The organism is Patescibacteria group bacterium, assembly GCA_041645165.1.
Taxonomy (GTDB): domain Bacteria; phylum Patescibacteriota; class Patescibacteriia; order 2-02-FULL-49-11; family 2-02-FULL-49-11; genus 2-02-FULL-49-11.
In genome coordinates this window covers 37,346-50,756 of record JBAZQN010000007.1, presented here as the reverse complement: position 1 = coordinate 50,756, position 13,411 = coordinate 37,346, and the positions used below count along the sequence as shown (strand labels likewise).

Genomic DNA, 13,411 nt, shown 5'->3' with positions numbered 1-13,411 from the left:
ATGAAGAAGATTGATCCTATCATGGCCGGCATTATCATATTGATTATTATGGTCATGGGCGGCGTGCTCGCTGCAGCGCTCAGCCAGCGGGGAGCCCCTATTCCCCAGTACACAACCCAAGAGAGCCCCGCTCCCCGCTTGCTCATAGATGAAACCGTATTTGATTTTGGTACCATGAAATTGGAAGAAACAAAAGTCAAAGAGATACGATTAACAAATCGGGGCGAGAAGCCGCTCGTCATCAATGATGTGATCACCTCATGCGATTGCACGTTTGCGCAGTTTATCATCGGCGGGAGGGAAAGCCCTCGGTTTTCCATGCATCGCAACCCGCAATGGCGCGGGGAAATATCGCCTCGCGGCGAAGCAGTGGTAAGAGTCACCTATCAGCCTTCGATCATGCCGGTAAAAGGTCGTGTCACGCGGGAGGTGGTTTTCAGGACGAATGACCCTTTGAGACCCTTGGTGAACCTGAAATTCACCGCAGATGTCGAATAATTTATCGTACCGGAGTTTTTAATTTCTGCGTTATTCTGCGTAATTATCTGCGTTCTTCCGCATCTATGGGGTATAGAAGCCAGTTTACGCCAGCATAACGCCAGTATACGCCACGAAATGCTTATCTTAATGTATGCTTCCTCTTGTTTTAATAAATGGCCTTATAGATTCATTCAATCCCTGCGCAGTGGGCGTGCTCCTGTTCTATTTGGCGATGATGCTTTCCTTGAAGCTGGAGAAAAGGCTTTTTATAAGTTTCGGCCTCTTCTATATCGCCGCCACCTATGTCACCTATTTCCTCATAGGGCTGGGGATCCTGAAAGTAGCGCACCTCTTCGGCGTTCATGATTTCTTCGGCTGGGCAGCCGCGATCCTCATACTCGCGTTGGGGATTTTCCACCTTAAGGAGTATGTATGGCCGCGTGTGCGGATACCGTTTCTCTCCTCGTTCTTCAATCGCTGCCGAATTCCAAAATGGAAACCGGAGATTACCATCATGTCAGCGATCACCTTGGGGGTGTTGGTGGGTATCTGTGAATTTCCCTGTTCTGGCGGCGTGTATCTGGCCACGGTGAGCCTGTTGAGCATCAAGGAGACGTTTTGGCGCGGAGTGGGGTATTTGCTTGTGTATAATTTCATGTTTGTCCTTCCGCTCGTCGTGCTGTTTGTTTCGGTGAGCAACAAGGCTGTTTTCCAGTACTGCCAACAGCTGCATACCCGCACCTTTTCGTCGGTGAAGCTCATCATGGCGCTCTCCATGATTATTTCTGGCCTTTTGCTTATTGTATGGCTTATAAAATGAGAGACTTAACATAATTTATTTAGCAACTTTAATAAATCAAGTATGGCTACCTCGACCATTACCATCAAAGGGACACATTGCGCATCGTGCAAAGCGCTCATCGAAGATGCCTGCCGCGACGTGCCGGGGGTGCGCGCGTGCACCGTGGATTTTATCACCGGGAAGACGGTGGTTGAACACGAAGAGAATCTGGATTGGCAGCGTTTAAAGAAAGAGATTGAATCGCTCGGCGCGTATACGCTCGAAGGCGTTTTATCATAATAAATATATGGATACCTCAAATGGCGCGGCTCATCCCATGGATTTAAAGCCGCAAAAAGACCCGCACGCGTTCAAGCTCCACATTGAGAGCACGATTCACGCTGAAGGGAATTTACGGCATTCAGAGGACCAGTCGCCCCAGTTCGTGGGGAAAATTGAGGTGCAAAAAAATGGTTCCATAGAGTTTCCGGAAGGCAAGCAGGACGCAGAGGAATTTGCTTCATTTTTGCAGAAGACGCTGCGGCCCATGAGCTCCCTTTTGGAACGATTAAGCGCGTATGAGCCTGCTTCGCCGGGCCTGCCGCAAGGCGGGCCTGCTTCGCCGAAGCCTTTAGGCGAAGGCGAGCAAGGAGAGCCCGCACAGGCTGCGCCGCAGGCAGCAGGAGCACAGGGAGAGAGGCGCGCAAGTTTCAATATCTATGGCATGCACTGCACAAGCTGCGCGAATCTTATTGAGCGCAAATTAAGGAAAGTTCCCGGGGTCAGGGAGGCGCATGTGAATTATGGCGCCGAAAAAGCGCGCGTGGTGTTTGATGCGGGGAAGCTCAATGAGGAGAAGATAAAGGATGCGGTGAAGGCCGCGGGATATAAGGCGGAGATAAGCAATCCCAAAGACCAGGAATTTGATAGGAAAAAGCGCGAGAAGGAAATTCGCGCGTACCGTGACAAGTTTATCTTTGGCGTGATATTGAGCGTGCCGCTCGTCTATTTCATGGCGCTTGATTTTTCTTCCCGCCTTCCCTTCCGTGAGCAGATCCTTCCTGCCATTGGCGCCATTTCTCTCATGCTGGCGCTGCCGGCGCAATTCATCCTCGGCGCGGGTTTTTACCGCGGCATGTGGTCTAGCCTGCGCATGGGCACGTTTAACATGGACAGCCTCATCGCGATCGGCACGAGCACCGCATTTTTCTACAGCCTTTACGAGTTTGTCCGCTTTTGGCTCGCCACGGGTTCTGTGTGGGCGCTTTTGGGCGAGAAGATTCCTAATCTCTATTTCGAAATCGGCGTGTTGCTCATTACCTTCGTGCTCATGGGGAAGTGGCTGGAAGCGCGCGCGAAAGGCCGCACCAGCGATGCGATCAAGAAACTCATGGGATTACAGGCGAAAACCGCCCGGGTATTGCGCCAAGGAACCGCTATGGACATTCCCGTGGAAGAGGTCGTGGCAGGCGATACGGTGGTGGTGCGCCCGGGCGAGAAGATTCCTGTCGATGGCGTGATCACCAAAGGGTATTCTGCCGTTGACGAGTCCATGCTCACGGGCGAAAGCATGCCGGTGGAAAAGAAAGAGGGCGATACGGTCATCGGCGCGACCATGAACAAGCTCGGCAGTTTTGAATTTCGCGCTTCGAAAGTGGGCGCGGATACGGTTCTTTCACACATCATCCAGCTTATTGAAGACGCGCAAGGGTCAAAGGCGCCGATCCAGGCGTATGCAGACCGGATTTCCGCATGGTTTGTCCCTGCGGTGATCGGTTTGGCGCTCCTCTCTTTCCTGGTATGGTATTTTGCCCTAGGTGCCTCTCTCACGTTCGCGCTCCTTACCTTCGTGTCAGTGATTGTGATTGCGTGTCCCTGCGCGCTCGGCCTTGGCACGCCGACGGCGGTGATGGTGGGGACCGGCAAGGGCGCGGAGTTCGGCATACTGATTAAAGGAGGGGAGCCCTTGGAAGCGCTTTCAAAAATTGATGCGGTGCTCTTTGATAAAACAGGCACGCTCACGAAAGGAACTCCTGAAGTAACTGACCTTGTCTCAGTAAGCGAGATAGGGGAAGACGAACTGTTGGGGATTGCCGGCAGCCTTGAAAAAGGCTCTGAACACTCGCTTGCAGAGAGCATTACCGCCTACGCGGAAGCCGAACGCGCGCAGATGCAAGAAGTCGAGAATTTTAAAGCGATTCCCGGCAAGGGCGTTTCAGGGTCTGTGGCAGGCCAAGAATATTTCTTTGGCAATCGCGCGCTTATGGCAGGGTTGGGGCATAACTTAGAAATAATTAGCCGCAGAGTAGAGCGCCTTGAGACTGCGGGCAAAACCGCGATGCTGCTCGCGCGCAGAGACAAAGTGCTGGGCATTATTGCGGTATCCGATACGATCAAAGATACGTCGCTTGCCGCACTGTCCATGCTTAAAGATGCAAAGATTTCCATTTATATGATAACGGGAGACAATCGCCGTACTGCCTTGGCAATAGGCAAACAACTCGGCATTCCCGAACAGAATATTTTAGCGGAGGTATTGCCGCACGAAAAAGCAGAAGCAGTGAAGAAGCTCCAACTCGTGCCCCAGACGGATCGGCGGGGGCGCGTGCGCGCGAGCAGGGTCGCCATGGTGGGCGACGGCATCAATGACTCGCCCGCGCTCGCACAGGCGGATGTGGGCATTGCCATGGGGAGCGGCACTGATGTGGCGATGGAAGCGGGCGGCGTCGTGATTATCAAGAATGACCTGCAAGATGTGGCGCATGCCATCCGTTTAAGCCGCGTGACCATGAGCAAGGTAAAACAGAACATGTTCTTCGCCCTGTTTTATAACGTCATCGGTATTCCCGTTGCGGCGCGGATATTCATAGGGATCGGCTTGTCGCTCAAGCCGGAGCTTGCGGGCCTTGCGATGGCATTAAGCTCGGTTTCGGTCGTTACCAATTCGCTCCTTTTGAAACGGTTTCAATTAGCACGGCGCGACTATCTCTCCGATTTTGCGCCCTTTATTATGACCGCCGTGTTCACGCTTTTGTTTATCGCATTTGCGAAAATGAGCGCCGCCTGATACACAAACGCTGACGCACACGGACAATGTAGTGTGGCAGCTCTTGTCCCGTCGAATGACTGGGATGCCTGCCACACGAAGTCAGAGACTAGCTCTGACGCTACGAACGTGAAGTCGGAGACAAGTTCCGAAGCTACCTGCCCCCGCCAGCAACTGCGTATCTGTGGGCGGGTTGGCAGGCGGGCATACGGCGAGAAATGCAATCGACTGTAGCGTGGCAGTTTATCTGCCACCACGTCGCTTCCATATTTGAAATCACCCTGTCCTTTGAGATAGGATTTTTGTTTTATTCCTTTTTCACGCTCTTTATCATCCCGACGCTCTTTTATATGGTGGTAGGGGAGCGGGAACGGGTTTAACCGCCTTTTCTTCTGCGTTTGAGTTCAGTAAGGAGATCGCAGATTGAGATGTTTTTTTCAGCCAACAGCACCCATAAGTGATAGACGAGATCGGCACTTTCTTCGATGAGCCGTGTTTTTGACTCTTTTTTCGCAGCCTGTATTACTTCACCGGATTCTTCCTTAACCTTTTTCAGTATTTTACCCAGCCCTTGGTTAAAAAGAGAGGTGGTGTAAGAACGTATCGGCAATTCTTTTTTCCTTGTGGCGATCAGGTCATAGAGTTCCTTCAAAAAATCAGATCGCTCTTGTTTTTTTACTCCAAAACAAGAATAGGCACCGGTGTGGCAGACAGGCCCTTGCGGCTTTGTTAAAATCAAAAGCGTGTCGTGGTCGCAATCTGTGGCAATGGAGAGCACCTTAAGCGTATTGCCAGAAGATTTCCCTTTTTCCCATAGCCGTTTTTTTGTCCTACTCCAAAAAGTCACCTTTCTGTTTTTTATTGTTTTGTTCAGTGCGTCTTTATTCATAAAACCCAGCATAAGCACGAGCTTGGTGTCGGCATCTTGAATGATAGCAGGTATGATCCCGCTAAGTTTCTCGAAATCCAATCGTTCGGTGTTGAGTTTATCTACCCCATGAGAGATATTAACCTGAACAGGTTTTAGTACGTTTTTTTTCGCATTTTTAACGGTATTCATAGGCGTATAGGTATGTTATTGCTGGATAAAAACCTTTTAAGTTCCATGATGCTCTTCTCTTGAGAATGAAAAATGCTCGCGCCAAGAGCCGCATCTACGTTTGTTTTTTCAAAGACCGTCAAGAAATCCCTCATTGAGCCTGCGCCGCTTGAAGCAATCACCGGTATGGATACGCTGTCGGTAACTCTTTTTAACAGCTCAACATCAAATCCTTTTTGGGTCCCGTCGCGATCCAAACTATTTACCAGAAGCTCGCCGGCGCCATACTGCGCCATTTGTTTGGAAAAAGCCACGGCGTCCATCTCTGTTTTTTCCGTCCCGCCCTTTATGTAAATTATGAAGTCTTCATTCTGCCTTTTTGCGTCAATTGAAATAACAATGCATTGCGAACCAAAATATGCGGCCGCATCTTTGATAAAACGGGGATTTCTCACTGCCGCGGTCCCGATGGAAACTTTGTCTGCCCCGACACTCAGCAGTTTACGAATGTCTTCTATGGTGGTGATCCCGCCGCCTACGGTAAATGGTATGCTTATCTCACGCGCTATTGCCGATACCAGATCGCAAAACGTTTTGCGGCTTTCTAACGTTGCCGCAATATCCAATAAAATGAGCTCATCGGCTCCTTGCTGGCAATATTTTTTTCCCAATGCAACGGGATCGCCGGCATCGCGCAGATTCGTAAAATAAGTGCCCTTTACCACGCGTCCATTTTTTACATCCAAACACGGGATTATTCTTTTTGCCAAGCTGCTTTTGTACGCCGCTTCGCGCTGCGCGTTTCGCATATCAATCTTATTTTCATAGATCGCTTTCCCCACGATAACGCCATACGCGCCAAGTTTGGTAAACTCCCTAATATCGGATAAAGAGGTCACGCCTCCGGCCGCGATAGTCTCAAAACCTTCATCAATAAACAGCTTTGTCAAACCAAAATTCGGACCCTGGAGCAGGCCGTCTTTTGAAGTGTCGGTTACTATCACGGACGCAATACCTATTTTTTTGAGAGCGGCAATGAGTGCAGGAGCGGTTTCAGTGCTCTTTTTCAGCCACCCGCAAGTGGCAGCGTTTCCATCTTTTATGTCGACAGAGACCGTAACACGCGACTTACCAAAATCCCTGGACACGCGCTCTAGCATTTTTGGATTCTCAATAACCGCGGTGCCTAAAACGATTTTCGAGACGCCGCCCTCAAGATACCCGCGTGCCTGATCGTAGGAGCGGATTCCTCCTCCGATTTGGATCGGAATGCCGACCGATTTTGCGATGGAAAGAATTGTTTCCGAATTCACCGGAAAACCTGTTCTGGCGCCGTCCAAATCCACGACATGCAGAAATCGCGTACCCTGACGTTCAAAATCTTTCGCGACATCAGCCGGATTCGCGCTGTAGAGGGTGCTTTTGGCAAAATCGCCCTGCGTGAGGCGCACGCATTTGCCGCCGACAATATCAATGGCTGGTATTACAAGCATAATTCGTAAAAATTAGTAAGCAATCGCAAGCCCTGCGCGCCGGATTTTTCTGGGTGGAACTGGACGGCAAAAAAGTTGTCTTTTTGCATGATTGAAGTGAAATCAAAACCATAACTCGTTGTCCCCGCCGTTTGATCCTCCGTAGCATCCATGTAATATGAGTGCACGAAATAAAAGTACGATCCGTTCGTGATACCCGCCGTGAGGGGGGATTTTTTCGTGAGTTCTGCTTTATTCCAGCCGAGGTGCGGGGTTTTGAGCGTCGGCGGAAACTTGCGACTTATACCCTGAAACACCTCGAGACATTTTGTGTTATCTTCTTCGGAAAAGCGTCCAAGGAGCTGCATCCCTAAACAAATGCCTAAAAACGGCTTGGTGATTCGAGGGATAACGGTATCAATGCGTGCCTTTTGCAGTTCTGACAGAGCGGCGCCTGCCCTGCCTTGGCCAGGGAAAATCACGCCATCAGCGGATAGAATTTCCTCCGGATCGGATGTGACGGTGCACGCGCTCCCCAGCCGTTCCAGCGCATTTTTCACTGACGCGACATTGCCGGCCTTGTAATTGATTATGGCAATCATAGTTTTCCTTTGGTAGAGGGTAATAGTTTTTTCGTGCGAGTTTGGCGGCTCACTGCAGACCTCAAGCATCTTGCGAGCGCCTTAAAGACGCTTTCCGCGATGTGGTGTTCATTCCTGCCGTATTTTACATTGAGGTGGATATTCGCTTGAAGGTTATCGGCCACTGCCTTGAAGAAATCCTCGAAAAGCTCTGTCGGCATGTCTCCGATCATTTCCCGCTTAAAAGAAACGTTCCACACAAGATAAGGCCTTCCGCCCAAATCAATTGCGGCTTCGGTCAGAGCTTCGTCCATCGGCAGCAGAAATCCATACCGCTCAATGCCTTTCTTATCCCCTAAAGCCTTGCGCAGCGCCTTGCCGAGACAGATGCCGACGTCCTCAATAGTGTGGTGTTCATCCACCTTCGCATCGCCTTTCGCTTTCAGGGTGAGATCTATCAATGAATGCTTGGAAAAAAGCTCCAGCATGTGATTCAGGAAGCCGATGCCGGTATCCACCCGGTATTTGCCCGTACCGTCGAGATTCACATTTACAGTTATATCCGTTTCCATCGTCTTGCGCCTGATTGTTGCCGTTCTTGATTTCATAGAGATTCGGTTAGCACTGATTTAATTGCTTCGTAAAAATTGCCGTTCGTCTCCATAAAGACGAATGTAAGGCCGATATTTTTTGCGAACTGCCGGTCGCTTTTTCTGTCTCCGCACACCAATGACAGGTTTTTATCAAAATTTGAGTTCCTCAAATACGCATCCACCAGTCCCATTTTTGGTTTCCGGCAAGTACACGCCTCATGCGGCAGGTGAGGGCAGATGAATATCCGTTCAAAAGTTATTCCCTTTTTGCGGAAAATATTCAGCATCTTCTCTTGTGGAGCTTTAAAATTCTTACGAGGGAATGACGAGGTGCCCAAGCCGTCCTGGTTGGAAATCATTATTAATGAATAACCCCTTTTTTGCAGTTCTTGCAGTCCTTTTATCGCGCCGTCAAGGATTTTTAGTTTCCTTACACTGTCGATTTGATACGTGGTTTGTGGTTCATATATCAGTGTGCCGTCACGATCAAGAAATGCATATTTTTGTTGAGAGTTGCTCAGAACGAATTTTTTATAAATCTCCACGAATTTCTGCATTTGATCAGCGGTGCCAATGCTTACCCGTAAAGTGTTTTCCACCCCTTTTTGAGTTTGCGGTCTCACCAGCGCACCGCCCCTACGAAGTTGTGTCATGACGCGGGCGGGATTGTCTGGACGAAACAGAATAAAATTTGCACAAGAGGAGAAATATGGTATGGCATTTTGGGAAAAGAATTTTTCCACAAACGGTTTTGCGCGCTGCATGACTTCATCAACGTAACGTTGCATATTTTGTTTCTCCTCAAGTGCGGCACTGGCGGTATAGTACGCGGCCATATTGATATCAAAAGGACCGCGCACTTTCAGCATTTCGGATATATATTCTTTTCTTGCAATGACGTAGCCGATTCTCATGGAGGCGAGACCGAATGCTTTCGAAAAAGTCCTCGTGATGACGATGTTAGGAAATCTATTAATGAGTGGCAGAGCGGTGATCTTTGAAAATTCAAAATATGCCTCATCGACGTAAATGATCGCCTCCTTCGCCTTACGTGCGATTTTTGCAATGTCGGCAACGGATACGGCGGTACCCGTAGGATTGTTGGGATTGCACACCACCACGAGCCTTACCTCGTCATCAATCGAATTAAGCACTTCATCCAACGGAAATGAAAGATCTTCCTCTCGATATGCGGGGCGCACCACTTCATTACCGACCACTTGGGCGCATTGGTAAAACATGGCGAAGCTGGGGCGCGGAATGATGACCTTGCTCCCCTTATCGGTGAATGTGCGAAAGATAACGTCAATTCCTTGGTCGGAACCGTTGGTGATCATTATCTGATTTGCATTCACTCCCGCGTAGTTTGCGATTATTTCTTCCAAATTATAATACTCGGGATAGATATGCAGTTTTCTCTCCTTCACAAATTTATTCAGTGCTTGAGCGACCTTACTTCGGGATGATAATGTGTTCTCACTGAAATCCAGCAGCATTCCACCATACATAAATCGGCCGTCTAATGGTGGTATATACGGTTTCATCTTTCGGATTCTATCCAGTGCGAGATTCCTCATATTATAACAGTCATTCTAAACGCAATTGCATGGCTCTTTTGTGCCCCTCAAGCGATTCTTGACCGGCCATGGTGGACACGAGAGGGTTTATATTTTTCGCGCCTTGCTTCGTCACTTTTTGAAAGGTTATTTGTTTTTGAAAACTACTTACCGAGACGCCTCCGGAGGCGCGGGCTCGCGCATACGTCGGCAACGTGTGATTGGCACCGCTTGCATAATCCCCGGCTGATTCACAGGAGTACGGACCTAAAAATACGGAACCGGCGCTTTCCACTTTTGGCACGTACCTGAAGGCGTTTTTCACATTCAAGATAAGGTGTTCCGGCGCATATCTGTTGGAGAATGCAAGGGCCTCATTCATAGAATTGACAATGATGGCGAAGCTGTTTTTCAAAGATTTTTGAGCAGTCTCTTTTCGCGGCAGGGTTTGTAGTTGCCGATACGCTTCATCTGAAACCTCGTCAGCTTTCTTGTCGGAAGTGGCAATGAGTATCGCCTGCGAATCAGCACCGTGCTCCGCTTGCGCCAAAAGATCGCCTGCCACAAAATCGGCTCGCGCGCTTTCATCGGCAATCACCAGCACCTCCGTCGGGCCCGCGGGCATATCAATAGCAGCGCCTTCAGGATCGATGGAAACAAGCATCTTTGCAGCGGTGACGTACTGATTGCCAGGACCGAAAATTTTGTACACCTTTGGTATACTTTCCGTGCCGAACGCAAGCGCCGCAATAGCTTGTGCGCCGCCAATTTTATAGATTCGCGCAATTCCGCATAGCGTGGCGGCGAATAATATAACATCGGGGACGTTTCCGTCTTTAGCGGGCGGGGTCACCAGCACGATTTCCCCGCATCCCGCCAGCTTTGCAGGAATTGCAAGCATGAGCACTGTGGAAGGCAGGGAAGCGGTGCCGCCCGGAATGTATAATCCGACTTTTTCAATCGGCCTCGTCTCTGTAAAACAGGTAACCCCCGCTGCTGTTTCCACTTTTATCCGTTTAACCAATTGTGATTTGTGAAATTTCTCAATATTACGCGCCGCTTGTGCGAAAGCATTTTGAATGTTTGTCGGAATGCGCTTGCAAGCCCGATCAATTTCCTGTTGAGTTACGGCGAGAGACGAAAGGTGAACTTTGTCGAATTTTTGCGTAAATTCACCCACAGCTTCATCGCCATTATTTTTTACTTTATCCAGTATGTTTTTAACAACGGGCAAAACGTCATCAAAACGGATTGCCTTTCTTTCGCAAAGGTTTTTTAATAAGACGTCGTCAAGTTGCTTGAAGTAATATTTTTTCATAATTTATTGTATTTTAATTTTATAATTAATTGTGTAATTCCAGCACAGCAAGCAAAACTATCTGCTACGACAACAGGTCCAGCCCCTATGAGAACGCCATAAGTTACCCATAATCCTGTATTTGTAATGTATAAAGCCAACATCATAAACGAGATATCTCCAACGCTTTTCGTGCGAATTGATCTAGCAATTTGAGGTATCATAACAGATGCCGTAAGAAATGCTGCTGTGTATCCAATTAGTTCAATCATATTTATTGGGTTAAAAATTTATTGATAAATCCACTCTTCTGCCTGCTTTCAAACGGCGACGCAATGAATACAGCCATAGAATCAAATAATGTTTCTATCGGTTTCAGAGCGTTTTCTTTGAGCGTATTCCCTGTCTGTGTAAGATCGCAAATCGCATCTGCAAGCCCCAACGCGGGCGCAACTTCAACGGAGCCCGTTATTTCAATGATGGACGCATTGATTTTTTGTTTTTGTAAAAATTTGCGCAAGCTGTTTGGATAAGACGTTGCGATACGTTCTCCTTCAAGCTCCTGTGTTTTTTGAATGGGAGAGTCGATTGGTATGGCGATCACCAAACTGCATATGCCAAAATCCAGTTGTTTTATTTCTCTTATGTTAAAATTATTTTCATACAGCACATTGCCGCCGACAACGGCAAAATCAGCCGCTCCGCTCTGGAGATACTGCGGTATATCGCTGTGTCGCACATACAAAATTTCGACATCAACGTTCTCGCAGGGCACGACAAGCGTTCTGCCGCTGGCTTTGGAAAATTGAAGGCCTAAAGATTCAAGAAACTCAAGACTCGGGTTTTTAAGCCGCCCTTCTTTCTGAATTGCGATCCTGATATTATTTCGTTTCATAGAAATTTCCTAGATAGGAAATTAATTGGCTTACCGGCAAAGTTTTCTGTTTTCCGTTTTGCATTCGTTTGACGGTAATTTCACTTTTTCCCCTCTCATCAGGCCCCTGAATAAGCACAAACGGAATTTGTTTTTTATCCGCGAATTTGAATTGTTTTGACAGCTTTTCAGGTTCAAAGTAAATTTCCGCCGCGACGCCGGCTTCAATGAGCCTGTTATAAATCTGCAGCGCTTCTTGGATTGAATTTTTATCAAAAATAGTCACGAGAACTTGCGACGGTGCGCTGCCGTTGGGTAAAAGCCGCAGTTGTTCGAGCAATAGCATGATCCGTTCAAAACCGAACGCGACGCCGACTCCGGAAAAGTTTTTATCAGAGAAAATGCCGCAGAGATCGTCATAACGGCCGCCGGCGCATATTGATCCGAAATCCGTATTCTCGCTCACCGCCTCAAAGGTAAGCCCAGTATAGTAATCGAGCCCTCTCGCCAGCGTCGGATCAATTTGGAGGCATTTTTCAGGTACGCCAAGGGTATTACAGTAAGCTAAAAATTCTTCCAAAGAGGAGCTGTCGTACGCGGCTAGTTTTTTCAGCGTGTTTGCGTTTGTATCTTCAGGAGAAAGCGTTTTGATTATTTTTTCGGCGTCGTTTACCCCCATTTTTTTCAATTCTGATATTACAGAATCCTTCCCGATTTTTGTCATTTTGTCGATTATGCGAATGACTGATACCGCATTGTCTTGATCAATGCCATAAGACTGCAATATTGCATTCATCAGCCGTCTTGAGTTCGCCTTGATCACGATGTTTCGAATTCCCAGTTTTTCAAATACTACCGCGATAATTTTGACAATTTCTGCTTCACAGATCAGGCTTTTTGATCCGATGATGTCAATATCGCACTGGTAAAATTCGCGCAGGCGACCTTTTTGCGGTTTTTCCGCTCTCCACACACGCTGCATTTGGTAGCGCTTGAAAGGAAAAGGCAATTTTTGATAATTTGCCGCGAAAAAACGCGCGAAGGGCACCGTCAAATCATATGGCAACGCGATGAGCCTTCCCCCTCGGTCTTTGAATGAATAGGTGAGCCGGTCTCCTTCTTCGCCATATTTGCCCAAAATGGTCTCCGCAGGGCAAATTATCGGCGTTTCAATCGGTGCATATCCGAAACTTTCAAAAGTCTTACGCATGGTTTCCATGACCGCATTGCGCTGTATCATTTGCGGAGGGAGCACATCGCGGGTTCCTTTGAGAATCGTTGGTTGGATTTTGTTCATAAGGCAAAAATTAGGTGAATAAAATAAAAAACCCGTTTTTTAAACGGGTGACTGGACGCAAGTGTTTGATGCAGTTTATTTCACGCGGTCAAGCACAAGCCCATAGCCACCCATCCCATGATGAAACCAATGGGCCACACGGGTGACGGTAGCGGTACTTGAACCGGTTTTAGCGCTAATTTCACGGTATGGTATGTCACTTTTAACCATTTTGGCAACATGTAAACGTTCTATCATCGCCTCAATTTCAGACAGAGTGCAGAGATCCCTAAGAAATGCTTTGCATTCTTTGGCTGATTTGAGCGATAATATTGCGTCAAAAAGGTCATTGGCCTGTTTTGTCGAGAGCTGTTGTTCCATAGTAGTGTTTCACTGTATTAGCACAGTAGCACAAG

Annotated in this window: 15 protein-coding genes; 5 read left to right on the top strand and 10 right to left on the bottom strand. The window is 48.1% G+C overall.

The features are described from left to right. The 5 genes from WC659_03595 (at window position 1) to WC659_03575 (ending at window position 4,687) form a co-directional block, all read left to right on the top strand. Complete coding sequence (locus tag WC659_03595) at window positions 1-498, top strand: DUF1573 domain-containing protein (GenBank protein MFA4872991.1); 498 nt, start codon at window positions 1-3, stop codon at window positions 496-498. 133 nt (window positions 499-631) lie between these two features. Next, the gene (locus WC659_03590; GenBank protein MFA4872990.1) at window positions 632-1,300 is read left to right on the top strand and encodes a cytochrome c biogenesis protein CcdA; all 669 of its coding nucleotides are present in this window, start codon (window positions 632-634) and stop codon (window positions 1,298-1,300) included. A 42-nt stretch (window positions 1,301-1,342) separates the two neighbouring features. Then, window positions 1,343-1,561, top strand: coding sequence for a heavy metal-associated domain-containing protein (locus WC659_03585; GenBank protein MFA4872989.1), 219 nt, complete (start codon window positions 1,343-1,345; stop codon window positions 1,559-1,561). 7 nt (window positions 1,562-1,568) lie between these two features. Further along, the gene (locus tag WC659_03580; GenBank protein MFA4872988.1) at window positions 1,569-4,328 is read left to right on the top strand and encodes a heavy metal translocating P-type ATPase; all 2,760 of its coding nucleotides are present in this window, start codon (window positions 1,569-1,571) and stop codon (window positions 4,326-4,328) included. A gap of 197 nt (window positions 4,329-4,525) precedes the next feature. Next, on the top strand, window positions 4,526-4,687 hold the full coding sequence (locus WC659_03575) for a hypothetical protein (GenBank protein ID MFA4872987.1): 162 nt from the start codon (window positions 4,526-4,528) through the stop codon (window positions 4,685-4,687). On the opposite strand, the gene hisIE is transcribed toward WC659_03575, so the two are convergent. The 10 genes from hisIE to WC659_03525 all read right to left on the bottom strand — a co-directional run bounded on the left by hisIE (window position 4,684) and on the right by WC659_03525 (window position 13,376). Then, window positions 4,684-5,367: a bifunctional phosphoribosyl-AMP cyclohydrolase/phosphoribosyl-ATP diphosphatase HisIE gene (gene hisIE, locus WC659_03570; protein MFA4872986.1), complete on the bottom strand. Its 684-nt coding sequence runs from the start codon at window positions 5,365-5,367 to the stop codon at window positions 4,684-4,686. The genes WC659_03575 and hisIE overlap by 4 nt on opposite strands. Further along, complete coding sequence (gene hisF / locus WC659_03565; protein ID MFA4872985.1) at window positions 5,364-6,839, bottom strand: imidazole glycerol phosphate synthase subunit HisF; 1,476 nt, start codon at window positions 6,837-6,839, stop codon at window positions 5,364-5,366. Before hisF ends, hisIE begins: the two co-directional genes overlap by 4 nt. Beyond that, window positions 6,830-7,420: an imidazole glycerol phosphate synthase subunit HisH gene (gene hisH, locus WC659_03560; GenBank protein ID MFA4872984.1), complete on the bottom strand. Its 591-nt coding sequence runs from the start codon at window positions 7,418-7,420 to the stop codon at window positions 6,830-6,832. Before hisH ends, hisF begins: the two co-directional genes overlap by 10 nt. Then, window positions 7,417-8,007 (bottom strand): imidazoleglycerol-phosphate dehydratase HisB, encoded by a 591-nt coding sequence (hisB, locus tag WC659_03555; GenBank protein ID MFA4872983.1) that lies wholly within the window; start codon window positions 8,005-8,007, stop codon window positions 7,417-7,419. The genes hisH and hisB overlap by 4 nt, the downstream gene beginning before the upstream one ends. Then, entirely contained in the window at window positions 8,004-9,569 is a 1,566-nt protein-coding gene (gene hisC / locus WC659_03550; GenBank protein MFA4872982.1) for a histidinol-phosphate transaminase, read from the bottom strand. The genes hisB and hisC overlap by 4 nt, the downstream gene beginning before the upstream one ends. Window positions 9,570-9,579: 10 nt before the next feature. Further along, window positions 9,580-10,866, bottom strand: a complete 1,287-nt coding sequence (gene hisD, locus WC659_03545) for a histidinol dehydrogenase (protein MFA4872981.1) — start codon at window positions 10,864-10,866, stop codon at window positions 9,580-9,582. Beyond that, window positions 10,863-11,117: a SemiSWEET family transporter gene (locus WC659_03540; GenBank protein ID MFA4872980.1), complete on the bottom strand. Its 255-nt coding sequence runs from the start codon at window positions 11,115-11,117 to the stop codon at window positions 10,863-10,865. Before WC659_03540 ends, hisD begins: the two co-directional genes overlap by 4 nt. Window positions 11,118-11,119: 2 nt before the next feature. Further along, the gene (gene hisG / locus WC659_03535; protein ID MFA4872979.1) at window positions 11,120-11,740 is read right to left on the bottom strand and encodes an ATP phosphoribosyltransferase; all 621 of its coding nucleotides are present in this window, start codon (window positions 11,738-11,740) and stop codon (window positions 11,120-11,122) included. Further along, window positions 11,727-13,016: a histidine--tRNA ligase gene (gene hisS / locus WC659_03530; GenBank protein ID MFA4872978.1), complete on the bottom strand. Its 1,290-nt coding sequence runs from the start codon at window positions 13,014-13,016 to the stop codon at window positions 11,727-11,729. Before hisS ends, hisG begins: the two co-directional genes overlap by 14 nt. Window positions 13,017-13,091: 75 nt before the next feature. Next, entirely contained in the window at window positions 13,092-13,376 is a 285-nt protein-coding gene (locus WC659_03525) for a YerC/YecD family TrpR-related protein (protein MFA4872977.1), read from the bottom strand. Between the last annotated feature and the right edge of the window lie 35 nt (window positions 13,377-13,411).

Coding starts and splice junctions, on each gene's coding strand:
- WC659_03595 (MFA4872991.1), top strand. CDS start 1: ATGAAGAAGATTGATCCTATCATGGCCGGCATTATCATATTGATTATT.
- WC659_03590 (MFA4872990.1), top strand. CDS start 632: ATGCTTCCTCTTGTTTTAATAAATGGCCTTATAGATTCATTCAATCCC.
- WC659_03585 (MFA4872989.1), top strand. CDS start 1,343: ATGGCTACCTCGACCATTACCATCAAAGGGACACATTGCGCATCGTGC.
- WC659_03580 (MFA4872988.1), top strand. CDS start 1,569: ATGGATACCTCAAATGGCGCGGCTCATCCCATGGATTTAAAGCCGCAA.
- WC659_03575 (MFA4872987.1), top strand. CDS start 4,526: ATGCAATCGACTGTAGCGTGGCAGTTTATCTGCCACCACGTCGCTTCC.
- hisIE (MFA4872986.1), bottom strand. CDS start 5,367: ATGAATACCGTTAAAAATGCGAAAAAAAACGTACTAAAACCTGTTCAG.
- hisF (MFA4872985.1), bottom strand. CDS start 6,839: ATGCTTGTAATACCAGCCATTGATATTGTCGGCGGCAAATGCGTGCGC.
- hisH (MFA4872984.1), bottom strand. CDS start 7,420: ATGATTGCCATAATCAATTACAAGGCCGGCAATGTCGCGTCAGTGAAA.
- hisB (MFA4872983.1), bottom strand. CDS start 8,007: ATGAAATCAAGAACGGCAACAATCAGGCGCAAGACGATGGAAACGGAT.
- hisC (MFA4872982.1), bottom strand. CDS start 9,569: ATGAGGAATCTCGCACTGGATAGAATCCGAAAGATGAAACCGTATATA.
- hisD (MFA4872981.1), bottom strand. CDS start 10,866: ATGAAAAAATATTACTTCAAGCAACTTGACGACGTCTTATTAAAAAAC.
- WC659_03540 (MFA4872980.1), bottom strand. CDS start 11,117: ATGATTGAACTAATTGGATACACAGCAGCATTTCTTACGGCATCTGTT.
- hisG (MFA4872979.1), bottom strand. CDS start 11,740: ATGAAACGAAATAATATCAGGATCGCAATTCAGAAAGAAGGGCGGCTT.
- hisS (MFA4872978.1), bottom strand. CDS start 13,016: ATGAACAAAATCCAACCAACGATTCTCAAAGGAACCCGCGATGTGCTC.
- WC659_03525 (MFA4872977.1), bottom strand. CDS start 13,376: ATGGAACAACAGCTCTCGACAAAACAGGCCAATGACCTTTTTGACGCA.